General features: G+C 73.3%; 19 protein-coding genes. 12 read left to right on the top strand and 7 right to left on the bottom strand.

Going from position 1 to position 19681, the window contains the following annotated elements; translation table 11 throughout:
* The first annotated feature begins 25 nt into the window (after positions 1–25).
* Positions 26–772: a CTP synthase C-terminal region-related (seleno)protein gene (locus tag OG389_RS11585; RefSeq protein WP_443059252.1), complete on the top strand. Its 747-nt coding sequence runs from the start codon at positions 26–28 to the stop codon at positions 770–772.
* Here OG389_RS11585 and OG389_RS11580 read toward each other — a convergent pair.
* Positions 769–1200, bottom strand: a complete 432-nt coding sequence (locus tag OG389_RS11580) for an ATP-binding protein (protein ID WP_328298391.1) — start codon at positions 1198–1200, stop codon at positions 769–771. The genes OG389_RS11585 and OG389_RS11580 overlap by 4 nt on opposite strands.
* Positions 1201–1284: 84 nt before the next feature.
* Between OG389_RS11580 and OG389_RS11575 the strand changes: the two genes are divergently transcribed.
* Both OG389_RS11575 and OG389_RS11570 read left to right on the top strand, forming a co-directional pair.
* On the top strand, positions 1285–2133 hold the full coding sequence (locus tag OG389_RS11575; RefSeq protein ID WP_328298390.1) for a helix-turn-helix domain-containing protein: 849 nt from the start codon (positions 1285–1287) through the stop codon (positions 2131–2133).
* Positions 2093–2353: a DUF397 domain-containing protein gene (locus OG389_RS11570; RefSeq protein ID WP_328298389.1), complete on the top strand. Its 261-nt coding sequence runs from the start codon at positions 2093–2095 to the stop codon at positions 2351–2353. The genes OG389_RS11575 and OG389_RS11570 overlap by 41 nt, the downstream gene beginning before the upstream one ends.
* A 92-nt stretch (positions 2354–2445) precedes the next feature.
* On the opposite strand, the gene OG389_RS11565 is transcribed toward OG389_RS11570, so the two are convergent.
* The gene (locus tag OG389_RS11565; RefSeq protein ID WP_328298388.1) at positions 2446–2607 is read right to left on the bottom strand and encodes a hypothetical protein; all 162 of its coding nucleotides are present in this window, start codon (positions 2605–2607) and stop codon (positions 2446–2448) included.
* A 571-nt stretch (positions 2608–3178) separates the two neighbouring features.
* Between OG389_RS11565 and OG389_RS11560 the strand changes: the two genes are divergently transcribed.
* The 3 genes from OG389_RS11560 to OG389_RS11550 all read left to right on the top strand — a co-directional run bounded on the left by OG389_RS11560 (position 3179) and on the right by OG389_RS11550 (position 7350).
* Complete coding sequence (locus OG389_RS11560; RefSeq protein ID WP_328298387.1) at positions 3179–5194, top strand: serine/threonine-protein kinase; 2016 nt, start codon at positions 3179–3181, stop codon at positions 5192–5194.
* A 174-nt stretch (positions 5195–5368) separates the two neighbouring features.
* The gene (locus OG389_RS11555; RefSeq protein WP_328298386.1) at positions 5369–6580 is read left to right on the top strand and encodes a cytochrome P450 family protein; all 1212 of its coding nucleotides are present in this window, start codon (positions 5369–5371) and stop codon (positions 6578–6580) included.
* A 98-nt stretch (positions 6581–6678) separates the two neighbouring features.
* Entirely contained in the window at positions 6679–7350 is a 672-nt protein-coding gene (locus OG389_RS11550) for a TetR/AcrR family transcriptional regulator (RefSeq protein ID WP_328298385.1), read from the top strand.
* A 36-nt stretch (positions 7351–7386) separates the two neighbouring features.
* Here the strand turns inward: OG389_RS11550 and OG389_RS11545 are convergent, their stop codons facing one another.
* Together OG389_RS11545 and OG389_RS11540 are read right to left on the bottom strand one after the other, a co-directional pair.
* Complete coding sequence (locus OG389_RS11545) at positions 7387–8085, bottom strand: response regulator transcription factor (RefSeq protein ID WP_328298384.1); 699 nt, start codon at positions 8083–8085, stop codon at positions 7387–7389.
* Positions 8086–8089: 4 nt separating this feature from the next.
* Positions 8090–9424: a sensor histidine kinase gene (locus OG389_RS11540; RefSeq protein ID WP_328298383.1), complete on the bottom strand. Its 1335-nt coding sequence runs from the start codon at positions 9422–9424 to the stop codon at positions 8090–8092.
* Positions 9425–9611: 187 nt separating this feature from the next.
* Between OG389_RS11540 and OG389_RS11535 the strand changes: the two genes are divergently transcribed.
* Positions 9612–10205: a hypothetical protein gene (locus OG389_RS11535; RefSeq protein ID WP_328298382.1), complete on the top strand. Its 594-nt coding sequence runs from the start codon at positions 9612–9614 to the stop codon at positions 10203–10205.
* Positions 10202–10762: a hypothetical protein gene (locus tag OG389_RS11530; RefSeq protein WP_328298381.1), complete on the top strand. Its 561-nt coding sequence runs from the start codon at positions 10202–10204 to the stop codon at positions 10760–10762. The genes OG389_RS11535 and OG389_RS11530 overlap by 4 nt, the downstream gene beginning before the upstream one ends.
* Here OG389_RS11530 and OG389_RS11525 read toward each other — a convergent pair.
* Positions 10748–11497 (bottom strand): GNAT family N-acetyltransferase, encoded by a 750-nt coding sequence (locus OG389_RS11525; protein ID WP_328298380.1) that lies wholly within the window; start codon positions 11495–11497, stop codon positions 10748–10750. The genes OG389_RS11530 and OG389_RS11525 overlap by 15 nt on opposite strands.
* 163 nt (positions 11498–11660) lie before the next feature.
* Between OG389_RS11525 and OG389_RS11520 the strand changes: the two genes are divergently transcribed.
* A complete protein-coding gene (locus OG389_RS11520; protein WP_328298379.1) occupies positions 11661–13790 on the top strand; it encodes an acyl-CoA dehydrogenase in 2130 nt (709 codons plus the stop codon).
* 24 nt (positions 13791–13814) lie between these two features.
* Positions 13815–15002 carry a thiolase C-terminal domain-containing protein gene (locus tag OG389_RS11515; RefSeq protein ID WP_328303694.1) on the top strand — a complete coding sequence of 396 codons (1188 nt, stop codon included), beginning with the start codon at positions 13815–13817 and terminating at the stop codon, positions 15000–15002.
* Between the two features lie 440 nt (positions 15003–15442).
* On the opposite strand, the gene OG389_RS11510 is transcribed toward OG389_RS11515, so the two are convergent.
* On the bottom strand, positions 15443–16465 hold the full coding sequence (locus tag OG389_RS11510) for an amidohydrolase family protein (protein WP_328298378.1): 1023 nt from the start codon (positions 16463–16465) through the stop codon (positions 15443–15445).
* A 175-nt stretch (positions 16466–16640) separates the two neighbouring features.
* Here OG389_RS11510 and OG389_RS11505 point away from each other — a divergent pair, with 175 nt between their 5' ends.
* On the top strand, positions 16641–17948 hold the full coding sequence (locus tag OG389_RS11505; RefSeq protein WP_443059251.1) for a cytochrome P450 family protein: 1308 nt from the start codon (positions 16641–16643) through the stop codon (positions 17946–17948).
* 197 nt (positions 17949–18145) lie between these two features.
* Here OG389_RS11505 and OG389_RS11500 read toward each other — a convergent pair whose 3' ends face one another.
* Positions 18146–18505 carry a DNA-binding response regulator gene (locus OG389_RS11500; RefSeq protein WP_328303691.1) on the bottom strand — a complete coding sequence of 120 codons (360 nt, stop codon included), beginning with the start codon at positions 18503–18505 and terminating at the stop codon, positions 18146–18148.
* Positions 18506–18789: 284 nt separating this feature from the next.
* Here OG389_RS11500 and OG389_RS11495 point away from each other — a divergent pair, with 284 nt between their 5' ends.
* A complete protein-coding gene (locus tag OG389_RS11495; RefSeq protein WP_328298377.1) occupies positions 18790–19662 on the top strand; it encodes a MaoC/PaaZ C-terminal domain-containing protein in 873 nt (290 codons plus the stop codon).
* Positions 19663–19681 lie beyond the last annotated feature (19 nt).

Below are 19681 nucleotides of genomic sequence, written 5' to 3'. Positions count from 1 at the left end.
ACCTGATGCCCGATCGGTCCGCAGGATGGCATCCATGAGGAACAGCACCACGCACGACACCGTGAACCCCACCGCCCGCATCGCCCTGGTCGGCGACCGCTCCGAGGCCGTCCGCTCGCATGCCCGGATCCCCGGCCTGCTGGAGGCGCTGCGCCTGCGCGAGGGCCTGGACCTGGACGCCTACTGGATCCCCACCGAGGAGGCGGGCGAGGGCATGGACGGCTTCGACGCCGTCTGGGTCCTGCCCGGCAGCCCCTACCGCAGCGAGGGCGGGGTCCTCACGGCGATCCAGGACGCCCGGGAGAACGGCATCCCCTTCCTGGGTACGTGCGGCGGCTTCCAGCACGCCCTGCTGGAGTTCGCCCGTACCGTCTGCGGTCTGGACCGGGCCGGCCATGCCGAGAACGCCCCCTCGACCGCCGACGCCGACGCGGTGGTCGTCCCGCTGGCCTGTTCGCTCGTCGGCCACGAGGGCACCGTACGGGTCACCCCCGGCTCCCGCGCCGCCCGCCTGATCGGCTCCGACCGGACCCAGGCGCGCTACCACTGCAACTACGGCCCGAACCCGCACCACCTGGACCTCCTGCGGGCCCACGGCATGACCTTCACCGGAGCCGACGAGTCCGGCGACATCCGCATCGCCGAACTGGCCGCCCACCCCTTCTTCCTGGCCACCCTCTTCCAGCCCGAACTGGACGGCGACGGTACCCGCGCCCACCCCCTGATCGCGGGCCTCGCGGCGGCGGCGGTCGAGCACGCGCGCACCCGCTAGCCACGGGGGAGGGGAGGGCGGGCGTCGCACTCGAACCACACCGTCTTCCCGGTGGAGTTCGGGTCCGCACCCCACCGGTCGGCCACCGCTTCGACCAGGAGGAGCCCGCGACCGCCCTCGTCCAGCTCTCCGGGGGTCCTCGGTGCGAGCGGCGGTGCCGGGCAACCGTCCGACACCTCCACGCGCAGCCCGTCCGGGCGGCGGAGGATGAGTACGACGCAGGCCCGGCCCGGGACGTGGCGTACGACGTTGGCGACCAGCTCGGTCAGGGCGAGCTCGGCGGCGTCGGCGAGTCCTTCGAGCTCCCAGCGGGTCAGGAACAGCCGCAGGATGCGGCGCATGTGGCGGGCGGAGTGGTCACCGACGGTGAAACCCATGCGATAGCTGGCGTCAACTTCGTCCCCGGAGTGCCAAGTTGCGAGATTCATGGCACCAGGCTGGAGCGGGATGGTTACGCTCGGCTATGGACTGAAACGAACGCCGCACGGTGTGCACTTGGGGGTGACCGTCCCATGGTCAACATCCGCGACCTCGATCCCAGCGCGTCGCCGCTGGACTACTACGGCTCGGAACTGCGCCGCTTGCGGGAGGCCGCCGGGCTGAAACAGGGGCAGTTGGGGGCCATCGTCTTCTGCGCGGCCTCGCTGATCGGGCAGATCGAGACGGCCAGGAAGGTGCCGACCCGAGAATTCTCGGAGCGGATCGACGCGGCGTTGGGGACGGGCGGGGTGTTCTCCCGGCTGGTGGGGCTGGTGCTGCGGAGCCAGTTGCCCACGTGGTTCCAGGCGTACGCGGAGATGGAGGCGAAGGCGGCGTACATCTCCACCTTCCAGGCCCAGCTGATCTACGGACTGCTCCAGACGGAGGCGTACGCGCGGGCCGTGCTCGGGGTGCGGCACGAGAAGGGCCTCGACGCGCAGGTGGCCGCCCGAATGGAGCGCCAGCGGATCCTGGAGCGCGAGCAGCCGCCGCTGATGTGGGTGGTGCTGAGCGAGGCGACCCTGCATCAGGAGGTCGGTGGCCGGGAGGTGATGCGGGACCAGCTCGCCCACCTGCTGGGGCTTCGGGACCGGGAGTGGGTGCGGGTGCAGATCCTGCCCTTCGAGGCGGGCGCGCACGCCGGGCTGCCGGGCACCTTCACCCTCCTGCGCTTCGAGGACGACCCGGACATCGTCTACACCGAGGACTTCGTCCAGGGTCATATGACGGCCAATCCGGCAGCCCTCAGGGAGGGTTCGCTCCGTTACGATCACCTGCAGGCCGCCGCGCTCTCCGTGGAGAAGTCGGCGGGACTGATCGCCCGCGTAATGGAGGAACGCTATGGACACCATCCAGAACCTGACGGGCGCGCGGTGGCGTAAGTCCTCGTACAGCGGTGACACCGGCGGTGATTGCGTCGAATGCGCCCCGCTCGGCGCCACCGCCTGGCACAAGTCCTCGTACAGTGCGGACACCGGCGGCGAGTGCGTGGAGGTCGCCCCCCAGCCCTGCCGCATCGCCGTCCGGGACTCCAAGAACCCCGGCGGCCCCGCCTTCACCGTCGCCCCCGCCGCCTTCGCGGAGTTCGTCCGCAGCCTCTGACGGCAGGCGTGCCGCCGCTCCGGGCACCCTCCGCGGCCCGGAGTGGCGGGGACGTGCGGAGTCGGACCGTCAGGCCGCGGGGGTGGGGTCGGTCAGGCCGTCGATGACCAGGTCTTCGGGAGATTCTGCGCGCGCAGAATCGGTTCCACCTGATACTCGGAGCCCCAGGCGGTGAGTGTGTCGTCGAGTTCGGTGGTGAGGTACTCCTCGCGGACCTGGAGCGGGGACCTGCCATCGCGCTGGATGCCGTTCACGGCGTCCAGGTAGTCCTGGAGGAAGCTGGCGACCTGCGCTTCCGCGCGCGATTGCCGCGCACTGGCAGCGGCCGTCGTCCGCTGGCCCTGAGCCTGTACGGGAAGCGCACGCGCCGATCGCGGCGGTGCGGAAGCGGGGACGGTAGGGCATGGGGGCTGCTGGGGAACGGTGCGAACGAACTACGCGCACTCAAGCAGCATCCACGGGGCGGACATAGCGCCCATTGGCGTCCCCTCCGCGCCCGGGCCCGCGCACCGTGGCCGACCCCGCCGGCCGTCCCTTGGGGAGAAGGCCGGTGGTACAGGGCAGCACGGAATCGTCACCCTCCAGCGGTCCGAGGACTTCCGGGACGTGCGCGGCGGGGAGTGGCGGGGAGCGGCCCACCCGGACCGACCGGCGCGGCTTCCGCGATCGCTGACCCGTGCGCGTGGCGCGGGCCGCGCCGTCCGGAACCCTCCACGGCGGCCACCCTTGCCTTCATCCTGCAACGAACTGCCTTTAGGCTGAGGCGCGTTCGACTGGACCGGCCGGTTCGGCCGGCCGCAGGGGGATCATCGGGGGACGGGCAGCATGACCAGCGCACTGAGTGACGACGACAACGTGGACGGCGGCATAAAGCCGCTCGCGGCCGGGGACCCGAGCCGGATCGGGCCGTACCTGCTGCTCGGGCGGCTCGGCGCCGGGGGGATGGGGCGGGTGTTCCTGGCCCGGTCCGAGGGCGGGCGTACGGTCGCCGTGAAGGTGGTGCACGAGGAGCACGTCTCGAACGAGCAGTTCCGGGCCCGCTTCCGCCGCGAGATCGACGCCGCCCGGCGCGTGGGCGAGCGGTACACCGCACCCGTCCTCGACGCGGACCCCGAAGCCGACCGGCCCTGGGTGGCCACGGGGTACGTCCCCGGTCTCTCGCTGGAGCAGATCGTGCGGCGGCACGGCCCCCTGCCCGTGGACTCCGTACACGCCCTCGCGGACGGACTGCTGCGCGCGCTGAAGGACATCCACTCGGCCGGGATCGTGCACCGCGACCTCAAGCCGTCGAACGTGATGCTGACCGTCGAGGGCACCCGCGTCATCGACTTCGGGATCTCGCGCGCACTGGAGACGTCCGTCGAATCGCTGCTCACCAGCACCGGTATGGTCGTCGGCTCGCCCGGGTTCATGTCGCCCGAGCAGGTGCGCGGGCAGCGCGCCGGGGCGAAGAGCGACGTGTTCACCCTCGGCTGCGTGCTGATGTACGCGGCCACGGGCGAGCTGCCGTTCGGGCACGGAGCCAGCAACCAGCACGCGGTGATGTTCCAGATCGTGGAGGGCGAGCCGGCCCTGGAGAAGGTCGGGGACGGGGCCCTGCGCGCCTTCATCGGCCGCTGCCTGACCAAGGGCGTCGACGAACGGCCCGGAGTGGACGAGCTGCTGGAGGATCCCGAGCGGGTCCGCCCGGCGAAGCTCGGCGGGGCCTGGCTGCCGCCCAAGGTGGTGGCGCGCCTCGCTCAGCAGGCGGCGCGGCTGCTCGACGCGGAGGCGGAGCCCGAGCGGGAGGGTGCGGGGGAGCGCGGCTCCGGGCGCGCCGACCGGGCGACGGTCGACCTGCGGCCGAAGGGCGGGGCTGGCGGGGCTGGCGGGGCTGAGGCGGCTGGCGGGGCGGTGGTGGGGGCGGTGGTCGATCCGGCGGCCGGTCCCGCGGGCGGGCCCGCCGCCGGTCCGGTGGTCGGGTCGGTGACCGGGGGCGCCACCGCCGGGGGCGAGCGGTCCGGGCGCCGGCGGCGGTGGACCGTCGCCGTGCCGGCCGTCCTCGTGTTCTCGGTCGGTGGCGGCACGGTGGCCCTGATCCAGCCGTTCGGCGGCGGTGACGGCGGCGGATCGCGGTCCTCGCCCCCGGCCGCGAGCGCTCCCGTGACACCCGGCAGCGGCGGTTCCCCGTCCGGGGCGGGCGGTTCGCCGACCCCGGGTGCGCCCAGCGCCCAGAACCCCACCGCCCCGGCCCAGGACGGCCAGGTCGGGGGGCAGGTCGGGGGCCAGGTCGGCGGTCAGGTGGGCGGCGCTTCGGGCCCGGGCGGAGCGGCCGCGCAGGGCGCCGCGGCGGGTGCCGGGACGCCCGGAGGCGGCACCCCGGGCGGGGCGGGCGGTACGGGAACCGGCCCGACCAAGGGCACCGGTTCGGGTCCCGCCGCCGGGGGCGCCGGAGGCGGCAGCCCCAGCGGCGGTTCGGGCACGAATCCCGGCGGCTCCGGCTCGCCGAACGGCGGTTCCTCGGGGGGTGACGCGGTGCCTGCGTACTTCGTCGGGTCCTGGACCATCAAGGCCGACTTCAACATCGGCCAGCCGGAGACGGTGACCGTCTCCCGGTCCGGGGCGGTCCGCCTGGTCACCGAGTCCCAGATGGGCCACTGCGAGAACGTGGCCAAGGTGGTGTCGGTGACCAACGGGGGCAGCCGGATCAACGTCGGGGCGGCGGCCGTGGACAAGAGCAAGTCCCAGAGCCAGTTCTGCGGGGTGCTGGACCCCTCGTTCTTCACCAGGAGCGACCCGATCGGACTCCAGCACAACATCGGACCGGCGAGCGGCGACGGCTGGTACTACGAACGCTCCTGATTCCGGGTGCGGCCAACTAGCTGAGTCCGACTCGCTGAGTCCGACTCGCCGAAGCCGGCGGAGCCATGTCACGGCGACAGCCCCGCCCATTAAACGGGGAGTACTCCCCGATTCGTGGTAGCGTCCTCTTCATGAAGCGGGGAGTAGGCCCCGTTTTTCGAAGGGGGAACCACCATGCCCGCACCCACACTTCAGGAGCTCGCTCCCGCGGGAGTCGACGTCACCGCAGACCCCTACCCCGCCTTGGCCGCGCTCCGCGAGAAGGGCGGCGTGCACCGCGTCCACGTGCCCGGCAGCGGCGACGTCTGGCTCGTGCTCGGCCGGGACGAGGTGCGCGCCGGGCTGACCGATTCCCGGCTGCGCAACGACATACGGCACTCCTCGACATGGGACAGCGACGGCGGGAACGCCATCGGGCTGAACATGCTGCAGGTCGACGCCCCTCAGCACACCCGGCTGCGCGCCCTGGTGGCCCGCGAGTTCACCGCCGGACGGGTCGACGCCCTGCGGCCCCGCGTCCAGCGGATCGCCGACGAGCTCCTCGACGCCCTCCCGCGGGCCGGGACCGCCGACCTGGTCGCCGGCTACGCGCTGCCGCTGCCGCTGACCGTGATCTGCGAGCTGCTCGGAGTGCCGTTCGCGGACCAGCACCTCTTCCACGCCTGGTCCGCCGAACTCGTGGCTCCGTCCTCGCCCGCCGCGGCCGCGTCCGCCGGCGGCGAGATGGCCGCGTACTTCGCCTCGCTCATCGCCGCCAAGGCCGGTGACCCGGGAGAAGGTCCGCAGGACCTGATGAGCGCACTGGTCCGGGCATCCTCCGAGGAGGACGCACTGTCGCCGGAGGAGCTGCTCGGCATGGCCTTCCTCCTGCTCGTCGCGGGGCACGAGACCACGGTCAACCTGATCTCAGGGGGCCTCCTCAACCTGCTGAACCACCCGGACCAACTCGCCGCACTGCGCGCGGACCCGAGCCTGATCGACGGCGCCGTCGAGGAGATGCTCCGCCACGACGGGCCCGTCACCGTCGCGGCGTTCCGTCACGCCGCCGAACCCGTCGAGATCGACGGGATCCGCATCCCGGCGGGCGACACGGTGATGCTCTCCTTGGCCGCGGCCTCCCGGGACCCCCGGCACTTCCCCGACCCCGACCGCTTCGACATCTGGCGCCCCGTCCGCGGGCACCTCGCGTTCGGCCACGGCATCCACCGCTGCCTGGGCGCTCCGCTCGCCCGCGTCGAAGGGCGGATCGCGCTGGCGACGCTGCTGCGGCGACTGCCGGACCTCGCCCTGGACGTGGACCCCGGCTCCCTGGTGCGCCGCCCCCACAGCATGCTCAGGGGTGTGGCCGCCCTGCCCGTACGGTGGTCGCGGCGGCTCACCGCGTGACGCCCCCGCTCCCCGCTCCCCGCCGCCCCGGTAGCATCCGTACCGGGGGATTGTCCCCGGTACATCCCCGGTACCCGCCGGCGACGCGAGGAGTGGACATGACCCCGGGCACCGAACGGCCCGAGCCGGTACGGCGCGACGCACGGCGCAACCGCGAGCTGCTCCTGGCCACGGCACGCAAGGCGTTCGCCGCGCAGGGCCTGGACGTTCCCCTCGACGAGATCGCCCGCGGGGCCGGTGTCGGAAACGCCACCCTGTACCGGCACTTCCCCACCCGTGCCGCCCTCATCGACGCGGTCTTCGAGAACGCGCTCCACGGCACCATCGCCGCCGGACAGGAGGCCCGGGGCGCCGCGGACCCGTGGGCCGCACTGGCCGGCTACCTCGAGTCGGTCTTCACGGTGCTGGCCGCCGATCGGGGGGCGAACGACCTCATGACCACGGCCGTCGAGGGCGTCACCTCCCTCGACGCCATCCACGCGCACAACCACGAAACCATCACCCTGCTGGTGGGCCGGGCCCAGCAGGGCGGTGCGATGCGCCCCGACGTCACCGTCGAGGACGTGCTCCTCTGCCTGGCCACGCTCGGGCGCACCGTCCCCTCGCTCGCGGCCGCCGCACCCCCGCACGCCTGGCGCCGGCAGCTGGCACTCTTCCTCGACGGCCTGCGGGCCGCCGCGCTCCCCACGGCGGACCTGCCGGGCCCGGGTCCGACCGCGGAGGAACTGGCGGCCGTCCTGCGCGACCTCGGGCCGCACCGCCAGAACTGAGCTGCGGCCGCCGGCCCGGCGGCCGGCCGGCCGGTGTTAGGCGCCGCTCACCAGCCCGGTCTCCCAGGCCCACGCGGCGATGCCCACCCGGTTGCGGACCGCCAGCTTCGCCTGGATGTTGGCGACATGGGTCTTGGCGGTGCCCGGCGAGATGAACAGCTCGGCGCCGACCTCGGCGTTGGTCAGTCCGCGTGCGACGAGCAGCGCGATCTCGCGTTCGCGCGCGGTCAGCGGGTCCTTGGCCGCCGTCCGCGGCCCGGGAACGGGTTCCGCGGCCGACTGCGGAAGGGCCTGCGCGACGGGCTCCGCGGCGGACAGGCTGCGCAGCAGCCGGACCGTGAGCTGCGGGCTGATCAGGGTGTCTCCGGCCATCGCCGCCCGTACGCCCTCGATCAGCAGGTTGGGACCCGACCGCTTCAGCAGGAATCCGCAGGCGCCGTCGCGCAGTGCGGTGTGCACGTAGTCATCGAGGTCGAAGGTCGTCACCACGACCACGCGGACGGGGTGTTCGGCGGTCGGGCCCGCCAGGAGCCGGGTCACCTCCAGGCCGTCCAGGCGCGGCATGCGGATGTCGGCGAGTACGACGTCGGGCCGCAGCGCACGGGCGAGTTCGACCGCTGCCACGCCGTCGGCCGCCTCCCCGACGACGGTCATGTCGGGCTGCGAGTCGAGGATGAGGCGGAAGCCGTTGCGCACGTCTTCCTGGTCGTCGGCTATCAGGATGCGGGTGGTCACGGGTTCATGATGCCGTGGCGGGCGGTCCGGGAGCGGGCGGTCCGGGAGCGCGCGGTCCGGGAGCGCGCGGTCCGGGAGCGCGCGGTCCGGCGGTGCGCGGTCCGGGGGTGTGCGGTCCGACGGCGGGAGGGGGCGTGGCCGGAAGAATCGCGGTCACGCGCCAGCCGTCCGAGTACGGGCCCGAGGTGAAGGTCCCGCCGCAGGCGCGGACGCGTTCGGCCAGCGCGAGCAGTCCGCCGCCGCCCCTGGCGCCCCGGAGTCCGCGGTCGAGGCGGGGGAGCCCGGGCAGGTGCGAAGAGCGGCCGCGGCCGCCGTCGTCGGTCACGCTGACCTCGACGGTCGTACGGTCGGTGCTGAGCGCGACTCGTACCCCGGCCGCCCCCGGCGCGTGCCTGCGTACGTTGGTGAGCGCCTCCACCACGACCCGGTGGACCGCGGCGGCCCCCTCGCGGGAGAGCGCGTCGGTGACGCCCGGGGCCAGGTCGAGGGTGGCCCGGACCGGTCCCGTCCCACTGAACCGCTCCACGACCTCACCGAGTTGGCCGGTGCCGGGCAGGACGGTACGGGCGCCTCCCGCGGCCTCGTCCTCGTCCTCGTCCGGGCTCGGGCCGCCGCTGCCGCCGGGGTTCTTGTCGGCGGCGTGCAGCATCCGTACCGTCCGGTCGATCGAGGCCAGTGCCGCGAGTCCGGCCCGCTCGATCCGTTCCAGTGCCCGGGCCGCCGCCGCCGGATCCTGCTGGGCCACGAACCGGGCTGCCTGCGCCTGCACGACGATGCCGCTCACGTCGTGGGCGACGAAATCGTGCAGATCGTGGGCGAGTTCGAGCTGCTGGGCACGGCGCGCGGCAAGGACCGCCTGCCGGCGGCGGTCCTCCATCAGGCGCGGATAGCCGCCGACGACGGCCGAGACGAGGACCGGCGCCGACCAGAAGGCCATCAGACCGAGGGACTCGAAGAAGGAGGCGTCCGGTACGAGCGGGACGGTCCACACGGCGACCGCCACGGCGCCGAGCCCGCCGCCCGCCAGCAGCTGCCGTCGCGGCGACCAGCGCACCGCCGCCGTCAGGAGCAGCAGCACCGCTCCCACGGCCACCAGGTGCCACACCGATCCCTCGGCCGTTCCGCGTCCGGGCCAGGCGAAGGAGGCCACCAGGAGCAGGACACCGGCGCCGCCCGTGGCGGCCCCGGTCCACCCGCGCGAGCGCGGCCAGCAGCAGAGGGCGCCGAGAACGACTCCGACGGCCGCGAGCGCCGGCAGCGGCCGTACGCCCAGGAACAGGGCGGCGGCGCAACAGGCGGCGGTCACGGCGCAGATGACGGCGCGGTCCCGGTGTGCCATGCCCATGATCCTCACCCCACGACCTTAGGGGCTGCCCGGGCCGGCGGCCTCTGCCGAACGGCATAGAGGGGTGGCCGGGCCCCGGAGGGATCTCCCGATCGGCCGATGGCCGCGGACCACCCGGCCGGCGGAGGCTGGTGCCACACCGAACAGCGGCGAACCAGCCGCCGGAACCGAGGAGTTCACGATGTTGAGCGCCACCACCCTCCGTACCTCCGTCGTCGGCCTCACCGCACTGGCGGTCATCGGCGGCCTCGCCGTATCCGCCTCCGCGTCCGGATCGGACGCGGCACGGAAGGCTCCGAAGGAATCGAGCCTCACCGGCTCCGCCAAGATGTACCGGGCGGACGGCCAGCAGGTCCGCTTCTCCTTCGACGCACACGGCTTCGCCCCGGCCGAACCCGACGAGCCGGACGCCCCGGCGGGTACCTCCCGCGGCACCTTCCGGTTCAGCCACTACACCGCCGACGGAAAGCAGGGCGCGTACGCCGAAGGCCGGATCGACTGCCTGCTGACCGGTGGTCCGGTCGCGACCGCCACCGGCATCGTCACGGCCTCCGACCTGCCCTCCGGCATCATCGGCAAGCGCGTCGGCTTCACCGTCTACGACGGGAAGGGCGACGGGCGCGAGGACCGGGTCGGCTACAGCTGGGCCGTGGCCGGCTTCGAGGGGCTGGAAGTGCCGAAGTGCCTGAGCGCCGCCCCGTACGAGACCGTCGAGAGCGGCGACTTCAAGGTCGTGCACGTGCTCCCGGCGAACCCGTCGGGGAACGCGGAATGAGAGCGGCCACGGAGCGCGGACCGAGCCGCCGGGTGGTGCGGCTCGCCCGCCTCGCGGCGCTCGCCCCGCTGCCCACGGGGCTGTGGCGGATCGCCGGAGCCTGCGGGGTGCCGCTCGGCTTCTCCGGGGACGACCCGCTGGCGGACGTCAGGTTCGGCAGCGGGTTCTCGCTCTACATGATCGGCCTGAGCGTGTTCGCCGAAATGCTGGGCCTCCTCGCCCTGGGCCTGGTCCGGCCTTGGGGTGAGGTCGCCCCGCGCTGGCTGCCGCTGATCGGCGGCAGGCGCGTCCCACCGCTCGCGGCCGTGATCCCCGCCGGCCTGGGGGCCGCCGCGCTCACCCTGCTGGGAGTCATGGGCGCCATCGGCTGGAACGCCCCGGGGAACATGGGCGCCCCCGGCTCCCCGACGGGCCCGGCGTACTGGGTGATGACGGCCTGCTACCTGCCCCTGGTGGCCTGGGGCCCGTTGCTCGCGGTCGTCACGGTGGCCTACCACCGCCGTCGAACCGTCCCGCACGTCCGTCGGCGAACTCACCCCCTCTCAGTGGATGCGTAGATCGGCCCACTGTGCGGTGCGGACGAATCCGGCGCCCTCGTACAACCGGGCAGCGTGGTTTCCCGCGGTGACCGACAGGCCGAGGGCGGGCGTCCCGGCCTCGGCCGACAGCCACAGGACGTGGCGCAGCAGCAGGGAGCCGGCGCCGCGGTAGGCGGGTGCGGGGTCGCGGAAGACCTCGGAGATCCAGGGTCCTTCCATGGGAGGGGTGCCCGGGCAGTCGTGGGCCAGTACGGCGGCGACGCCGGTCCCGCGTCCGGTGTCGACCAGGACCGTACTGGTGGGCAGCAGCGGTCCCATCAAGGTGCCGTCCATCAGCGCATCCAGGTCCTCGGGCGTGCTCATGCCGTGGTCGGGGTGGTCGGCCGGGTAGGCCGCCCCGTATGCGGCCCGCAGGGTCGACGGGTCCACGGTCGCGGCCGGGAGCGGGGCCAGGTTCTCCGGCAGTCGAACCGGTTCGGGCGGCCGCGGGGAGGCCCGCAGCGCGTGGGTGTAGGTGTCGAATCGGCGCTCGGCCCGCGCGCCCCGCTCGACCAGGGCCGCGCCCAGCGGCGCCCGTGCCGTCACTCCCCAGCCCGCCAGGTCCACGACGACCCGCTCCGCGGCGGCGCCGGGCGAAGCTCCGTCAGCCAGGCGCAGATCGTCCGCCCAGCGGATGCCGTGCCGGCTCTCCTCCTCGTAGTGGGCGAGCGGCTCGCCACCGGAGCCCCGCACGACTTCGGTATGGCCGCCCACTCGTACCCCAATCCTCAAGAACGCATGATCACGGAAGCCGCGGGCTGCCCGCGGTACCGCTCCGCCATGATCCCAGCCCGCCCTCGCAGCACGAGCCGCGAAGTGAGAACACGTTCCAGTTCAGACCTTCCGTCAGAATGCAACGTGTTCTACTCTGCCGCGCATGGGCATCGGAATCACACAGGAACAGCGGGAGTTGGCCGGGGCCGTACGCGGCTGGGTCGCGCGGGCCGTGCCGCCCGAGGAGGTGCGCAAGCTCCTCGACACCCCGCCGCAGACGGGCTCGCGGCCCGCCTACTGGGACGGGCTCCTCGCCTCCGGGCTGCTGGAGCCGCACCTGGAGGGCGGGACCCTGCTCGACCTCGCCGTCGCGGTGGAGGAGGCCGCCCGGGCGGCACTGCCCGGGGCGTACCTGCCGAGCGTGCTGGCCTCCGTACTCCTCGACCGGGCCGGGGCCGAGCCGCTCGGCGGACGGGTCGGCGCCGTCGCGCTCGGGCCCGGGGACCTGACCGCCGTGGCCGTGGAGGGCGGGTACCTCCTCGACGGGACCGCGCCGCCGGTGCTGGGCGCGGGCGAGGCAGACCTCGTGCTGCTCGCCGCCGAGACCGCGCACGGGACCCGCTGGTTCGCCGTCGACGCCGACGCGCTCGACATCCGCACCCAGGACAGCGCCGACCCGACCCGTCCCACCGCCGAGGTGCGCGCCCGCGGGGTGACCGCCGGGCCGGGCGGGCTGCTGGAACTCGACGCCGCGCTCGTCCGGGACCTCGCCTGCGTACTGTTCGCCGCCGACGCCTGCGGCACCGCCGCCTGGGCGCTGCAGACCGCCGCCGAGTACGCCAAGGTCCGCGAGCAGTTCGGGCGGCCCATCGGCCAGTTCCAGGGGATCAAGCACCTGTGCGCCGACATGCTGGTGCGCGTGGAGCAGGCCCGGGCCCTCGCCTGGGACGCCGCCCAGGCCACCGAGGAGCCGGCCGAGGTCCGCTCGCTGGTGGCCGCGCTGGCCGCCGGGACCGCGCTCGACGCCGCGTACTCCTGCGCCAAGGACTGCATCCAGGTGCTCGGCGGCATCGGCTTCACCTGGGAACACGACGCCCACATCTACCTGCGGCGGGCACTCGTCGCACGCCAGCTCCTCGGACCGGGCGACGGCCACCGGGTACGGGCCGTGCGGCTCGCCGCCGCCGGAGCCCGGCGCGAGCTGCGCCTGGAGCTGCCCGCCCGGGCCGAGACCCACCGCGCGAAGGCCCGTGCCGCCATCGCCGACGCGGCCGGACTCGACCCCACCACCGCGAGACGGGTACTGGCGCCGACCGGCTACGCGGCCCCGTACCTGCCGCCGCCGTACGGACTCGGCGCGGGACCCGTCGAACAGCTCGTCGTACAGCAGGAGCTGGGGGCCGCCGGGGTCAAGGTCGCCGACCTCGGGATCGCCACCTGGGTCGTGCCCTCGCTGCTGGCCTACGGAACCCCCGAGCAGCAGGAGCGCTACCTGCTCCCGACGCTGCGCGGGGACGTCACCTGGTGCCAGCTCTTCTCCGAGCCGGGCGCGGGATCCGACCTGGCCTCGCTGCGGACCAAGGCGGAGCGGGCGGCCACGGGCGAGGGCTGGATCGTCAACGGGCAGAAGGTGTGGACGAGTTCCGCGCAGAGCGCCGACTACGGGATCCTGCTGGCCCGCACCGACCCGGACGCGCCCAAGCACAAGGGCCTCGGCTACTTCATCGTGGACATGAAGGCCCCCGGGATCGACATCCGGCCGCTCAAGGAGATCACCGGCGAGGCCCTCTTCAACGAGGTCTACTTCGACGACGTCCAGCTGCCGCAGGACTCCCTGGTCGGCGCCGCCGACGGGGGCTGGAAGGTCGCCCGCAACACCCTGGGCAACGAACGCGTCCACATGGCCGACCAGATGACCTTCGACACCGGCCTGGAGGCGCTGCTCGCGCGCTCCGCCGAACTCGAGGGCGGGTACCGGGTGCGGATCGGGGCGCTGGCCGCCGAGGCACACGCCCTGGCCTGCATCGGACTGCGCACCACGCTCCAGCAGGTCTCCGGACTGGAGCCGGGCGCGGGCGCGTCCGTACGCAAGCTCGTACAGACCCCGCACCAGCAGCGGACCGCCGAGCTCGCGCTCGAACTGCTGGGCCCGGCGGGCGCGGTGAGCGAGGGGGCGGGGAAGCGGGCGGTGCACGGGATGCTCATGTCCCGCTGCCTGACCATCGCCGGAGGTACCACGCAGGTCCAGCTCAACGTCGTCGCCGAGCGGATTCTCGGCCTTCCCAGGGACTGAAGGAGCGTTACGCCAGTGAGTCGCATCAAGTCGTACATCGTGGGCGTCGGCATGACGAAGTTCGAGAAGCCGGAGTCGCGGGACTGGCAGTACTGGGACATGGCGAAGGAGGCCGGCGCGGCGGCGCTCGCGGACGCGGGCGTGGCGTACGGCCTGGTCGAGCAGGTGCCGGTGGGCTACTGCTTCCAGGCCTCCACCGCCGGCCAGCGCGCGGCGTACGAACTGGGCCTGAGCGGGGTCCCCGTCTACAACGTCAACAACAACTGCGCGACGGGCTCGACGGCGCTGATGATGGCGCGGCAGTTCGTGGAGGGCGGCATCAACGACTGCGTCCTCGCGCTCGGCTTCGAGAAGATGAAGAAGGGCGCGCTGGGCGGCGGCGCGGACGGCGGCGACTTCAAGACCTCGCCGGTCGCACGGCACTACGGGATCATGGCGGCCGGGCACGGCTTCGAGATGTCCCCGCCGACCGCGCAGATCTTCGGGAACGCGGCGCGCGAGCACATGGAGCGGTACGGGACCACGGCCGCGCAGCTCGCGGCGGTCGGCGCGAAGAACCACCGGCACTCGGCGAACAACCCGAACGCGCAGTTCCAGGACGTGTACACGGTCGAGGAGATCCTCGCGGCGAAGACGATCCACGAACCGCTGACGAAGCTTCAGTGCTCGCCGACCTCGGACGGGGCGGCGGCGGCGGTGGTCGTCTCGGAACGCTTCGTGGAGCAGCACGGGCTGGGGGACCGGGCGGTGGAGATCGTCGCCCAGTCGATGACCACGGACACCGAGGCGTCCTTCTCCTCGGGCTCGTGCATCGACGTGGTCGGCAAGCCGATGACGGCGGCGGCGGGGCGGCAGGTCTTCGAGTCCTCCGGACTCGGGATCGAGGACGTCGACGTGATCGAGCTGCACGACTGCTTCTCCATCAACGAGCTGCTGACGTACGAGGCGCTGGGCATGTGCGCGGACGGCGCGGCGGGGGAGCTGGTGGAGTCGGGTGCGACCACGTACGGGGGCCGGTGGGTGGTCAACCCGTCCGGGGGGCTGATCTCCAAGGGCCACCCGCTCGGCGCGACGGGGCTGGCGCAGGCGGCGGAACTCGTCTGGCAACTCCGCGGCCAGGCCGGTCCCCGGCAGGTCGCCGCAGCCCGCGTGGGCCTGGCCCACAACATCGGCCTGGGCGGAGCGGCGGTGGTGACCCTGCTGCGCAAGTAGCTTCGCCGGGGATGGCGCCGCTCCTGGGGGGCGCCCCCGGCGCGCCTCCAACGCCGGCGCGGCTCGATTCGGCCGGCGCTGGGCGGCACGCGACCGCTGGGGGATCCCAGCCACTCCCGGCGGCAAGTCCGGGCCCTCCGGCGGGGAATCCAGCCCCTCCGGCGTTCGAGGAGCGGGGTCTGGGGCGGAGCCCCAGGGGCCTCGGGCGCAGCCCGGGCCCCCAGCCGTGCCGGCGCTTGGGGCGCGGGTCTGGGCGGAGCCCAGGGAAAGGGCGAAGGGCGGGTAGGGGACAGGGCCCCGCGCACCGGCTGCGGCCGGGCGCGGCCGGGGCCGGTCGCCGGGTGCGGCGCCGCTGCCGGGGCCAGTCGCCGGACCGCCGCCCCTCAAAGGCCGGAGGGGTTGGATCTCCCGCCGCAGGGGCTCGAGTTACTGAGGCGGCCTCAGATGGCCGCCGGGGCCGGAGCCGGAGCCGGGAGGCCCGTCAGGGTCGGCATCAGGCGTAGCGCGTTGTCCCTGTTGATCGCCCGGTGGTGGGACGGGGTGAGGGACGGGTCGGCCGACAGGGCCGGGAGGGCGATGTCCGTCACCATCTCCGCGGGGCAGGCCGGCCAGTCGCTGCCGAAGAGGATCCGGTCGGGGGCCGCCGCGGCCAGCAGGGTGGCGGCCGGCGACATCGGTCCCGCCGTGTCGTAGTAGAAGCGGCGCATGTGGTCCCGGACCATCGCCGCTTCGACCGGAGGAGCGAAGGCCCCCGCGAAGGCCTGCACCCGGGTCGCGATGTGCGGCAGGAAGCCGCCCGCGTGCGGGAGGATCACCGACAGGTTCGGGAACCGGTCGAGCGTCCGCTTGTGGATCATGTTCACGGCGGCCCGCGTCGTGTCCAGCAGGAAGTCGCACAGGAAGTTGGGGATCCCGGTGACGTGTACCGCCCCCGGCGGTCCCCCCGGGAGGTTGTGCGGATGGGTGTCGACCACGGCCGCCCGCTCGTCCAGTTCGGCGAACAGGGGATCGTAGGCCGCGTCGCCCAGGTAGACGCCGCCGTAGTTGGCCGTCACGTTCACCCCCACCGCGCCCAGGTCGTCGAGACCGTGCCGCAGCGCCCAGCCGGAGACCTCCGGGTCGTCCAGGAACAGCGGAGCGTGGAACGCGAAGCGGCCCGGGTGTGACTCCACCACCTCGGTCGCCGCCCGCAGGACCACCGTGATGGCCTCGCGCAGCTGCGCGGACGTCTCGTAGCGTGCCGGGAGCATGGGTTTGAGCACGGCGGTGGCGATGCCCGCGCGGTCCATCAGGTCCAGGGCGGCCGAAGGGTCCCAGCGCGCCCACGGCGGCAAGGCCTTCGGGTTCACCAGCCCCTGGCGCCCGGCCCATTCCAGCCACTGCGGGGGGCAGAAGTGGTGGTGCACGTCGATCCGCGTGCGGCTTCCGTCGTCGTCCAGGTCCAGCACTGCGATTTCCGGCATGGGGGCACCTTAGGGAGACGCCGCGGGGACGCCCGGCGGACTGGTCGGGGACCCGCCGGATCCGCTCAGGAGGCCGTACTTTCGCGACCGAACGGGGTAATCGGTGTTTCCCGGCCGTGGCCCCGCGGGAGGAGGGTGTGGCTGGAATTCCGAGCCCCATGAGAGGTCTGAGCGCGTGACGACCGAACCCGCAGTGGCAGTGAGTGACGGCCTCCCCGTCGACGAGGCCGTCATGGCGGCTTCCATGGGCACGCCGGAGTACCGCACGTGCCCCTATCCGGTCTACCAGGCGCTGCGCGAGCAGGCCCCCGTCGCGCGGCTGACCACACGCCACGGGGTGGAGACGTACCTGGTCACCCGGTACGACGACGCCCGCCTCGCCCTTTCCGATCCGCGCATCGGAAAGGACATGCACGAGGGCCTCGACATTTACCACGCCGTCTTCGGGAACACGTGCGACGCACTCGACGACAACCTCCTCTTCGCCGACCCCCCGCGCCACACCCGGCTGCGCCACATCGCCAACAAGGCCTTCACGCCGCGCCACATCAAGGGGCTGCGCCCGCGCATCGAGGAACTCGCCGGTGAGCTGCTGGACCGCTGCCCGACGGACTCGCCCGTCGACCTGATGGCCTCCTTCGCCCTTCCGCTTCCGGTCATGGTCATCTGTGAACTTCTCGGCATCGTCGGCGACGAGCGCACGGACGTCCTGAAGTGGTTCGGCCAGGTGACCCGCTCCCGGTTCAGCAAGGACATGTCCGCCGACCTGGCCGAGGCGGAGAACTGGCTGCGCAACTACTTCGCCGGCCTCGTCACCCGCACGCGGGAGACCCCCTCGGACGACTTCCTCAGCGTGCTGATCGCCACGGAGCACGAGGAGGGGGCCCTGACCGACGACGAACTCGTCTCGATGATGTGGGTCCTGCTCTTCGCCGGCCACAAGACCACGACCTACCAGATCGGCAACGCGGTCTTCACGCTGCTCTCCCACCCCGACCAGCTGGCGGCGGTCCAGGAGGACCGGTCGCTGTTGCCCCAGGCGATCGAGGAGCTCGTCCGCTTCGAGGGCTCGGTGGAGACCTCCACGTTCCGGTACGCGCTGGAGGACCTGGAGATCGGAGGAGTGGCCGTCCCCAAGGGCGCCCTCGTGCAGATCGCCATCTCCTCCGCGAACCGCGACCCGGAGAAGTTCCCCTCGCCGAACACCCTGGACGTGACGCGCAAGGGCCTGCAGAGCACCCACCTCGGCTTCGGTCACGGGCCCCACTACTGCCTCGGTGCCCCGCTCGCCCGCATGGAGCTGGAGACCGCCCTGACGGCCCTGCTCGACCGGTTCCCCGACGTGGTCCTGGCGACGCCGGCGGCGGGCGGGGAGGAGTGGCTCAAGGGGCCGTTCCCCGCGTTCCGCGGGCTGGAGCGGCTTCCGGTCGCGCTGGACCCGTCGCGGACGGTCGACGACTGGACGCAGCCCGCGTCCGCCTAGGGACCGGAGCCCGGACCGGGCCCAGCCGCCCCGGTCCGGGCCCCTGAGGCCCCGGCCACGCAGGACGCCCCCGCCGTCCGTGGCCGGTCGTGCGCCCGCCCACCCGATCCCCCCGGACCGGGCAGGGCGGGCGCACGTGCGTCCGCAGCGGCCCTGGGGCCAGTTGTCGTGCGGCAGGCGGGAGTTCGACGACAGGCCTACGGGGCCTCCAGCGCGGGATCGACCACCGACTCCCCCCGGGAGGCGCGGCGCACGCAGTCCGCGAGGTCCTCGACCGGGCCGTCCCGCAGCACCAGCCCCGCCGCGCCCGCGGCCAGGGCGGCCGCGGACAGGCCCGGGTGGGCGGAGCCCGTCATGACCAGGACCCGGCATTCCGGATCCTCCGCCAGGAGCTCGGGGACCCGGTCCACCGACTCGGTCAGGGCCACCGCCGGACGGGACATCGGCGAAGCCACCACCTCGATGTCCGGCTGGAGTCCGAGGAGGACCGACAGAGCCGGGTTCGGTGGGTCCAGGAGGACCCGCAGGGACCGGGCAGGGCGCTGGAAAACCGGCATTTCATCCACTCGGTCAGGGTAGGGGCGGAGGTTCTGATCCTCGCGCAACGCGCCCCGCACGAAGTGGAGCTGACAGAGAGTCAGGAGTCTTCCCAACTGCTGGGGCGTGCGTTATACATTCCTTCACCGGCAACCTAGAACGCGTTCTAGAGAGTCGGTCCCGTATACGACCTCGGTGCGGCCGACGGTGCGGACGGCCGCGCCGAGGTCTTCCAGCGGACCCGGTCCTCCCGCAGGACCAAGTTTCCGAAGACGGTGTCTCCAAGACAGGGAGCAGCACGCCCATGCCGATCGATGCCGCCAAGGCCCTCGCCGCAGAACCCCGCCAGGGGAACATCGTCTGGGACCACAAGGACATCCAGCTCTACCACCTCGGACTCGGCGCGGGGACCTCCCCGAACAACCCCGGGGCCGCCACCGACCCCGACGAGCTGCGCTACACCCTGGAGTCCAAGCTCCACGTGCTGCCCAGCTTCGCGACCGTCGCCGGCGCCGGAATGGCCATGATGGGCGGCCTCGCCGCCCCCGGCATCGAGGTCAACCTCGCCGCCGTCCTGCACGGCGGCCAGTCCATCGAGCTGCACCGGCCCATCCCCGTCAAGGGCGAGGCCGCCTCCACCGCCAAGGTCGCCGCGATCTACGACAAGGGCAAGGCGGCCGTGATCGTCCTGCGCACCGAGGTCGCGGACGCCGACGGGCCGCTGTGGACCTCGGACGCGCAGATCTTCGTACGCGGTGAAGGCGGCTTCGGCGGCGACCGCGGCCCCTCCGTCAGGACGGAGCAGCCCGAGCGGGCGCCCGACCGGGTGGAGGAGCGGAGGATCCGCGAGGAGCAGGCGCTGCTGTACCGCCTCTCCGGGGACTGGAACCCGCTGCACGCGGACCCCGAGTTCGCCAAGCTGGCCGGCTTCGACCAGCCCATCCTGCACGGCCTGTGCTCGTACGGGATGACCCTGAAGGCCGTGGTGGACACCGTCCTCGACGGGGACGTCTCCCGCGTCCGCGCCTACCGCACGCGCTTCGCCGGGATCGTCTTCCCCGGCGAGACCCTGCGGATCCGGATGTGGCAGGAGCCCGGCCGCGTCCTCGTCTCGGTGACCGCCGCCGACCGGGAGGACGCCCCGGTCCTCGCGGACACCGTCGTCGAACACGGCTAGCAGACACGCACAACACCAC

The sequence above is a fragment of the Streptomyces sp. NBC_00435 genome (assembly GCF_036014235.1).
Taxonomy (GTDB): Bacteria; Actinomycetota; Actinomycetes; order Streptomycetales; family Streptomycetaceae; genus Streptomyces.
This window is presented reverse-complemented; position numbering and strand designations above follow the sequence as displayed.